The following is a 7,896-nucleotide window of genomic DNA, read 5'->3' on the forward strand; positions in this document are numbered from 1 at the left end:
CTGTGGACTGATCTCGTGCGGGCCGCAACGCCCGAACCGTTGCAGTCCCAGATGAAAAGCCTGGCCGCCACCACCGTCGCCAACTATGCCGAGCATCCGGGGCTGGGGCCCGCCCTGCGCCGAGCGGCGCAGCGGGCCGCCAAACGGTACGCCGTCGAAGACCTGGGGGTGCCATCGAATCCGCGGCATCCCACGGTCTACGACTTCTTCGACGACTACCTGCGCCTGGCCTACCAGGTCCAAGACCGCTCGCAGGCCAACGCCTGGTGCGGCCGGTGGTGGGCGCACGAGGGCGTGCTGTTTCGTGTCCGGGCGATGTGGCGGAGCTACGAGTACCTGGCGGTGACCGATCCCATGCGAGCCGACGAGATTTTCCTGCGCACGGTCGGCGATCACCACATGAAGGTCCTCCTGAGCCCCGAGTCGCCGATGTCGTCCTGCCGATCACACCACGAGCCCTCCGAGCTACTGCGCTCCGATCCGATGGAGAAGACCCGATGAACAGCCACAACCGCCAGCAGCACATGTCGATGCTCGCCCGGGCCAGCCGCGTCGCCGGCCACAACGGCAGGTTTCGGGAACGCACCCATTACCTGACCGCTGCCGAGCTGCGCACCGTGCCTATCACCCGACTACTCCGAGAGACAGCCTGGGCAGATCGCCCCGACGCTTCCGACCAGTGGCGAGACGAACGGCGCCATATCGTCGCTGACGAGTTCGCCCGCCGGGGCTTCGACACCGCCGCCGCCGACCTCTGGTCCCGGTGGGAGCCTGCCGACTACGACAGCCACGCCCTGCTCCAAGAGCAACGCCGCCTCGAGGCAGAGCTCGCTTCCCAGGAGCAGGCCATACAGACTGATCCACGGCAGGCGATGACAGTGCTGTGGGCGACCTCGACGCTGGTCACCGCCGCGACGGTGACTGAGTTGATCGACGGTGACGAAGTCATGGAGCGGGTAACCACCGCACTGTCGCAAGTATGGGAAGGACTCGAGACCGATCCGGCCATCGGCGGCGAGCTGGACATGACCACCGGGGCCGATCTGGCCGCAAGCCTCGCCAGCGCGGCGACCGCCACCGCGGAGACCAGCATCGCCCCCGAACTCGCCTCGACCTCCCCCGAGGTGGAGGCGGACGTCGAGCTGTAGCACGGTCGGGCGAGGAGGTCCCCGCGGATCACGAGGTGGACCGCGATCTCTCTCCCGGCCTGTAGGGCGACATCACAGCTCGGGCCCCTGCGCCGGCTCATGGCCGGGCGCAGGGGTTTCGTGCCGAGCGGGCTCGTCCGGATCCGCCTCAACATCGCCCGGTCGCGAACTGAACGGGTCCGCGACATCAAAGCCACGGGCCGCGAACGGGTCGCCACCGAATAGGCCCCGGCGAGCCTGTTCTGCGTCGTGCGCGAGGGGGGAGGCGGTGAACGGGTCCGCCGCGTCCGGGTCGGCGGTCTCCTCCGCAGGCCCGTGGACGAGTCGATCGTGCTCGACCAGGACGGCGGCGGCGTAGTCGGCCAGCTCCGTGTTCATGCCGGGATGACGCGGCGGGAGCGGGCCAAGTGGAGCAGGCGCATCCTCGCCCTCTTCGGGCTCGGCTGCCGGCTCTGCGCCTTGCTCGGCCGCCGGCTTCGCGTTGGCCGTGGTGTCGGCGTTCTCCTCGGCGGCCGGTTTGGCGAAGTAGTCGTCGATGGCGGCGATGATGTCGCGGCCATTAGCGGGTAGTGCGGCGGGAGCGGTGTGCTTCGGTTTCTCGTCGGCCGAGGCGGGCTGGCTGTCGTCTTCCGGACTCGGCTCAGTGGGCGAATGAGTTTCAGGGTCGGCGGCGCGGTGGAGGCTGCCGTCCATGAGGTCGTCCACGGCGGCTTCGAGTGCGTCGGTGCGGTCGATCCCATCGGCGATGTAGTCGTTCATCGCCTGGTGGATTAGCGCCATAGCGTTCCGGTCGCGCTCGATGGCCTGTCGGGTGTTGCCGGGTAGGTAGTCGGGCAGCTCCGTTTCGGCGTCGAGCGTGTCGAGCAGGCGGTCACGAACGGCGGTGATGGCTTCGGCGAGATCGTGGCCGGCGTCGAAGTGGCGCTGGCAGGTGGTGCGCCACAGGGCGACGAGCTGAGGATCGTCGCGCAGCTGCGTGGTCAGCGCGACGGGCAGACCGTCGAGCAGGTGTTGCGAGTAGTCGCCGATGAGATGGCTGCGCGCGGCGTTGTAGCGGTCGGCCATCCGGTCGGGGTCGTCGGCGGCGGCCAGGGCCTCGCGCAGTTGCTCAGTTGCGGTGGTGTGGCCCTCGTCGCGGTCCAGCGCCGCCTCGAGCACCCCGCGGGAGGTGGCCAGTCGGTCGTCGACCTCGGGGTCCAGGTGCGGGGCCTCGGTGTCCAGATCGAGTGGGGGCTCGGTCACCGCGTAGGCGTGGTTCTCGTGACGGCCGCGCGTCAGTGCGACGTACAGGCCCCGACGGTTGGTCGCCTCGTCGACGACGGTGCGGGCTACGTCGACGGTGATGCCCTGGGCGCGGTGGATCGTGCTCGCGTAGCCAAGCTCGGTACTGCCGGCGACGTAGTCGGCATCAAGGGTGACCCGGCCGCGGTGGCGCAGGTGCCGCACGGTCAGAGATCCGTCTTTGCCGACCTTCTCTACCCGCCACCGGTCACCGTTGTGCACCCGCGAACCGGGGCGGGTGCCGCCCTTGGGACGCAGCGAGCCATTGTTGGATCGGGTCACGACGATGTCGCCGCGGCCGGCGGCCTGGTCGTCGGCCAGATCGACGGTGCGCCTCCTCTCGGCGGCCCCGCTGTCACGGTGACGATTCTGGATCTGGGTGTTGAGTTCCCGCACTGTCGCGGTGGTGGAGGCCAGCACGATGCCGTCGCGGCCGGCATCGACGTCGGCGAAGTGATCGTCCACCACGGCCGGGATCATCTCGTCTCGCCCGCCCCCGTGGATCCAGCCCTTGCTCGCATGGAAGTCCAGCGCGGACGCCTCTCCCGCGCGGATGGCGATCGACGCACTCGCTTGGGCGGTGTCGTCGCCAAAGCGCACCACATCGGTCAGCTCGGGGGCGTTGGTCTCGGAGGCGACCAGCCGCATGAGGCCACCGGATTCGACGGCGTCGAGCTGCGCGGGATCTCCGACCATCCGCACCACGGCGCCCCGGTCGCGGGCGATCTCCACCAGCGCCGCGACGTCCTTGGTGGAGGCCATCGCGGCCTCATCGAGCAGCAGCATCGCGCCCGGTGTGATGGTGACCGCCAGATGGTCGGGTCTGCGGGCCTCGACGCCCATTTGGGACAGCGTTCCGCGCCACCGGTAGGTCAGGGAGGCGACGGTGTACGCGGTGACACCGATCTCCTCGCCGAGGGTTTCGGCTGCCACCGACGACGGTGCCAGGGCGATGACCTGACGGCCCGATTCCTGCCACGCCTTCGCCACGGCCTGCATCGAGGTGGTCTTGCCGGTGCCGGCCGGTCCGACTCCGGCGGCGACGAGTTGACCCGACAGGCAGAAGTGCTCGGCCAGTGCCCGCTGTCCGGGGTTCAGGGTCCGACCACTGTCTGACTCGAGAGCGGTGATGGTTTCGTGCAGGTTCTCGCCGGTGGTGAACAGCGGCACGGGAGTGCGCGCGGCATCGACTACGTCGCGCTCTGCTGCGAGCATCGCCTCCGACGTGTGCAGCAGTTCGCCGTGGCGGTCGAGGACACTGAGCCCGTCCGATGCGCGGCGCAGTTCTGTCGGCGTCTCGATAATCTCGGGGGTCGCCAGAGCGAGCGAGTCCCGGCGCAACGCGTGAGTCACAACCTCGTCGACGGCGGCCTGGTGGGCGGCGGGCGAGTCGAACTCCACGTCCGTCAGTTGGGCCTCGACCACGGCCCGGACATGGGCGTGGGTCCATGTGGCGCGGGCATCGGACACTGTCTCGACGGCGCGGGCGGCCTCCGTCTCGACGGCCTCGAGCTCGCGCACGTCGGCGTTCTTCTTCGCCTGGGCGTCGGGGTTGAGTGCGGAAGCGACCATCTGGTCAACGGCCTTCTCGGACCCCAGGTGACGCGCGGCCAGACGGCGCCACGTCGACTGAAGTTCGGCCAGCGAGCGAGCCTCCTGCTTGCCCTCTCGAGTGTCGAGGGTGGCTTGCTGCAACAGCGCGAACTGCACAGCCTGGGTGGGAGCACGGCCGTGCTTGTCGCGATACTCGGCGAGTAGTTCATCCCGGCGTACCTCGATCATCTGACGCCGCGAGGAGAACGCCCGGCACAGCGCCTGGTCGACGCCGGCGACCTCCCACACCGGCTGCTTGCCCCGGCTCGGGTAGCGGGCCTCGAACTGCACGCCCAGATCCCGGCGCAGGCGGTCCACGATCGCGGCGTTGTACCGCTGTGACGCGGCCACCGCGTGCCTGTGCAGCGCCTTACTGTCCAAAGCGGACCACCGTCCGTCGGCGCCCAGCACCTTGTTCGACACCGCGCAGTGGGTGTGCAGGTTCGGGTCGCCGGCGCGGGTGTCGTAGTGGTCGAACTGCGCCACGATCAGACCGTGGGTGTCGATTTGCTGCTCACTGCGATCACCCCTGCGGGTGAAGGCTGCCTCGCGCTCGATCCACGCCAGCGAGTCGTTCACGCACTCCCGGTGAATGCGCTCGATCGACTGCCGGGTGTCGGTGTCGACGAGCGCCCATAGTGCGCTGACCGACTTTTGCGGAGTGAACACCAGGTCCATCCCGGCGACCGGCTGACGCACGCTGGAGCGCTGAGCCGCGGCCCACGAGAGCAACTCACGCTCGGTGGCCGGCTGGTGTCCGAACTTGGCGCGGTAGTGCTTGTCCGCCAGCGTGCGCCACGCCTCCGAGGTGACGGCTTTGTCGATCGTGTGGCCCTCGTTGACCATCTCCCGGAGCGTGGCGTTGTAGTCCTCAACGAGCGGGATCTCGTTTCGGAACTCGGGGAACTTCCGGCCCAGCGCCGTGTCTTTCAGGTCGGCGCTGGCTTCGAGCATGGCGTCGGTGTTCGGGTGACGGCCCTCGCCGAACAGCGCCTTCATCTGCTCCTCAGAGACCGTGCCAGACACCAGGCTGATCTCCGACAACGCTTCCAGGCCCGCGCCGTGCCAGCGGCCCGGCGGGGTGCCGTTGGCGGTGTAGTAGTCGGTCAGCTCCTGGCCACGTTCACGCAGCCGGTCGGCGGTGGCTACCTGACGGGTCAGGTAGCTGTAGCCGTCCCCGGCGTGCAGCACGTGGAGCGTCATCACGACGCCCACTTTAGACGCCGCATCGCGCCCGGTCACCGGCGTGTCTGAGTTTCAGCCAGAGGTGTGTAGGTTCTGGCTTGGCACTAAGCGAGTACAGCGAGCGTGGGTCAAGCCTCTAGAGAGGGTGAGGACTAGTGCACAGAGCAGCGCAGCACTAGTCTGGGCAACTGGCGGTCGATAGAGTCGAGGTCACCGATCAACAAGCGAGGGGACCAACGCAGATAGCCAGGACGTCCGAACGCACCAGCGCCCGCAACCGCGCCCGGCAGGCACTCGCCGAGAAGCAGAGGGCCCGACGCGAACGCGACGAGCGCATGGAAGCCGCGGCCACGCGCTACTTCGCCGCCGCCGACGCCATCGAGCGCGCCCGCCGCGACGCTGGCCAGGCGATCCAAGACCTCATCGCCGAAGGCGAGCCCCGCGCTGAGATCGCCGAACTACTCGGCATCACCACCCGCGACATCAAGACAGCACTCGACGCCCTTAACGACGACAGCCAGGACCAGGACGAGGGTGAGAGTGTGCCGGCGGACCCGCAGGAGTCCGCACACCAGGACACCACCGATGAGGACCGCGACGTGGCATGAGCGTCAATGGCGACATCCCGCTGCCGGGGCTGGAGTACGAACCCTGGCCCCGGCACAACACTGTCCTCGCTACGCGGCGTCCTTACAGTTCGACACTGCCGCCCACCCAGGCGGCGATCGACGCGTTCTGGTCCCGGGTCGTCAAAGCGCCCGGGGACGGGTGCTGGTTTCTCATTTCAGCGATCAGCGGTGTCGACGGGTATACACGCCTGACCTGGAGACGCGGCGGGGTCAGCCGCACTGAATCAGGGCACCGATTCGCCCTCCTACTCGCCGGCCAACTGACAGACGAGGTCGTGGCCGAACACCGCTGCAACGAACCCCTGTGCGTACGCGTCGACCCGGGACATGTCGTCGCCTCCACCCAGTCAGCAAACCTGCGCTACGCCGTCGCGTGCGGACGCACCGGAGCCATCCGCAACCCCGACCAACACACCAACCGCCACGCCCGGTCCCTGGCAGTACGAGACGCCCTCGCCTCCGGCTGGAACCCCGACGCCTACGCCCGCGCCTGTGGCAACGCCGCGCCCCTCGACACACCCTCACTGTTCTAGAGCCTGGGGAGTACAGTCGTCCGCAGAGATGGCCTCGCCGACGGCGGGGCCTTTCTTTTTGGCGGCCCCGGATGTGTCAGCGGGCCACTGTGTGTCGACGTTGCCGGCGCAGCTGCCAGTACCGCGGGATCGTCCACCGCGGCGGGGTCCTATCGATCACCCACAGCGCTATCGCCGACCGATAGCGCACATCGTGTCGCACCGCGAACGACCAATGACCCACGAACCACGCCAGCAGATCCAGCGCCGCTACATCACTGGCGAACACGCCAATCACCGCGTAGAAGCCACCCATCCCACGCGCGAGGCCGGAGGCAAGACCAGAACGCCACCAGCGGCGACAACAGTAGCCAGCAGCGCGGGCCCAGATCCCACATCTGGACTCCTCCTTTGTCGTCTTCTGCCCTCACCCGCAAATGTCACCAGCCCGATCTGGTCGATCGTGCGCAGCGATGAGCAGTCTGTCGAATCCACGGAAGGTAATTTCCGTGAGAGGTGTGTTTATGTACGAACTATTCATACGGTGTTCGCTGTGCGGTGCACACGGGTTGTCTCCAGGTTCTCAAGCCGGGCCGACGATGACATCGGACGACACCAGCAGGGCGGCAGCAGCTCGCCACCATCCGCGCACTCAGAGAGCAGATATCTGATGAAGATTGTTCAAATCACCGATACGCACAATTCCGCTCATGGCGGGATCTCTAACGAGAACCTCGTCAAAATGATCGAGTTCGTGAACGAACTTGAGCCGGACTTGGTTGTCCACACGGGCGATGTGTCGATCCTCGACCCGGATAACGAGGCTGACCGGGCGACGGCTGCACGCCTGCTGGGCGAGCTGAAGGCACCTCTTCGTGTCCTGCCGGGAAACCATGACATCGGCGAGCCCGGCGAGGCCCCTATCGGCGGTGCCGGTGTGACATCGGCGCGGGTCGCAGCCTTTCGTGCCGTCTTCGGCGACGACCGCTGGGTGGAATACATCGGCGGATTCTCCGTCGTCGGCTTCAATTCCGAGCTGATGAGCTCGGGACTCCCCGAGGAAGAAGAGCAGTGGGCGTGGCTCGAGTCGCTGCCCGCACAGCTGGAGGGGCGCCCGACGATCATCTTCTGCCATAAGCCGGTCCATGCTCCTGCACCCGGCTTGCCGGCGTCGACGTACTCCATCGCCCCGCAATCCCTTGATCGCCTTCGCTCGATCGTCGACAACATTGATGTGCAGGCTTTCGGCTCGGGGCATCTGCATCGTTGGGCCCTCGAGTTCCACGACGGAGTCCAGTCGATCTCAGCTCCGTCCACCGCCTTCGTCTATCCCGGCGTCGAGGGACAGTTCGGTCCGTCACTGTCGCAATTGGGGATCGTTGAGTACCAGCTCACCGAGGACGGGGGCGTCACTCCATTCTTCCGCGCCCGTCCAGACCTGGCGGAGCACTACGCGGTGAATGTGGACACCTTGCGCCTCGCACTCGAGGAAATGGGTATTGACATGTCCACTCTCGACATCACTGTTAGGGACGTGCTTCGGATAGC

At 67.4% G+C, this 7,896-nt stretch carries 6 protein-coding genes; 5 read left to right on the forward strand and 1 reads right to left on the reverse strand.

The features are described from left to right. Together G6021_RS12695 and G6021_RS12700 are read left to right on the forward strand one after the other, a co-directional pair. Window positions 1-501: DUF4913 domain-containing protein (locus G6021_RS12695; protein ID WP_206682664.1), on the forward strand; the 501-nt coding region annotated here is incomplete at its 5' end. Further along, window positions 498-1,148: a hypothetical protein gene (locus tag G6021_RS12700; protein WP_182641445.1), complete on the forward strand. Its 651-nt coding sequence runs from the start codon at window positions 498-500 to the stop codon at window positions 1,146-1,148. The genes G6021_RS12695 and G6021_RS12700, both read left to right, overlap by 4 nt. Window positions 1,149-1,220: 72 nt before the next feature. On the opposite strand, the gene mobF is transcribed toward G6021_RS12700, so the two are convergent. Beyond that, window positions 1,221-5,225: a MobF family relaxase gene (mobF, locus tag G6021_RS12705; RefSeq protein WP_241727758.1), complete on the reverse strand. Its 4,005-nt coding sequence runs from the start codon at window positions 5,223-5,225 to the stop codon at window positions 1,221-1,223. Window positions 5,226-5,542: 317 nt separating this feature from the next. Between mobF and G6021_RS12710 the strand changes: the two genes are divergently transcribed. The 3 genes from G6021_RS12710 to G6021_RS12720 form a co-directional block, all read left to right on the forward strand. Further along, the gene (locus G6021_RS12710; protein WP_182634868.1) at window positions 5,543-5,815 is read left to right on the forward strand and encodes a hypothetical protein; all 273 of its coding nucleotides are present in this window, start codon (window positions 5,543-5,545) and stop codon (window positions 5,813-5,815) included. Next, window positions 5,812-6,369 (forward strand): hypothetical protein, encoded by a 558-nt coding sequence (locus tag G6021_RS12715; RefSeq protein WP_182634866.1) that lies wholly within the window; start codon window positions 5,812-5,814, stop codon window positions 6,367-6,369. Before G6021_RS12710 ends, G6021_RS12715 begins: the two co-directional genes overlap by 4 nt. 649 nt (window positions 6,370-7,018) lie before the next feature. After that, window positions 7,019-7,896, forward strand: an 878-nt coding sequence (locus tag G6021_RS12720) for a metallophosphoesterase (protein WP_182641446.1), incomplete at its 3' end; no start/stop codon positions are given.

The sequence above is a fragment of the Dietzia sp. CW19 genome (assembly GCF_014145265.1).
GTDB classification, from domain to species: domain Bacteria; phylum Actinomycetota; class Actinomycetes; order Mycobacteriales; family Mycobacteriaceae; genus Dietzia; species Dietzia natronolimnaea.

Bases quoted from the DNA above. Each gene is read 5' to 3' on its own strand.
- G6021_RS12710 (WP_182634868.1), top strand. From the start codon at position 5,543: ATGGAAGCCGCGGCCACGCGCTACTTCGCCGCCGCCGACGCCATCGAG.
- G6021_RS12715 (WP_182634866.1), top strand. From the start codon at position 5,812: ATGAGCGTCAATGGCGACATCCCGCTGCCGGGGCTGGAGTACGAACCC.
- mobF (WP_241727758.1), bottom strand. From the start codon at position 5,225: ATGACGCTCCACGTGCTGCACGCCGGGGACGGCTACAGCTACCTGACC.
- G6021_RS12700 (WP_182641445.1), top strand. From the start codon at position 498: ATGAACAGCCACAACCGCCAGCAGCACATGTCGATGCTCGCCCGGGCC.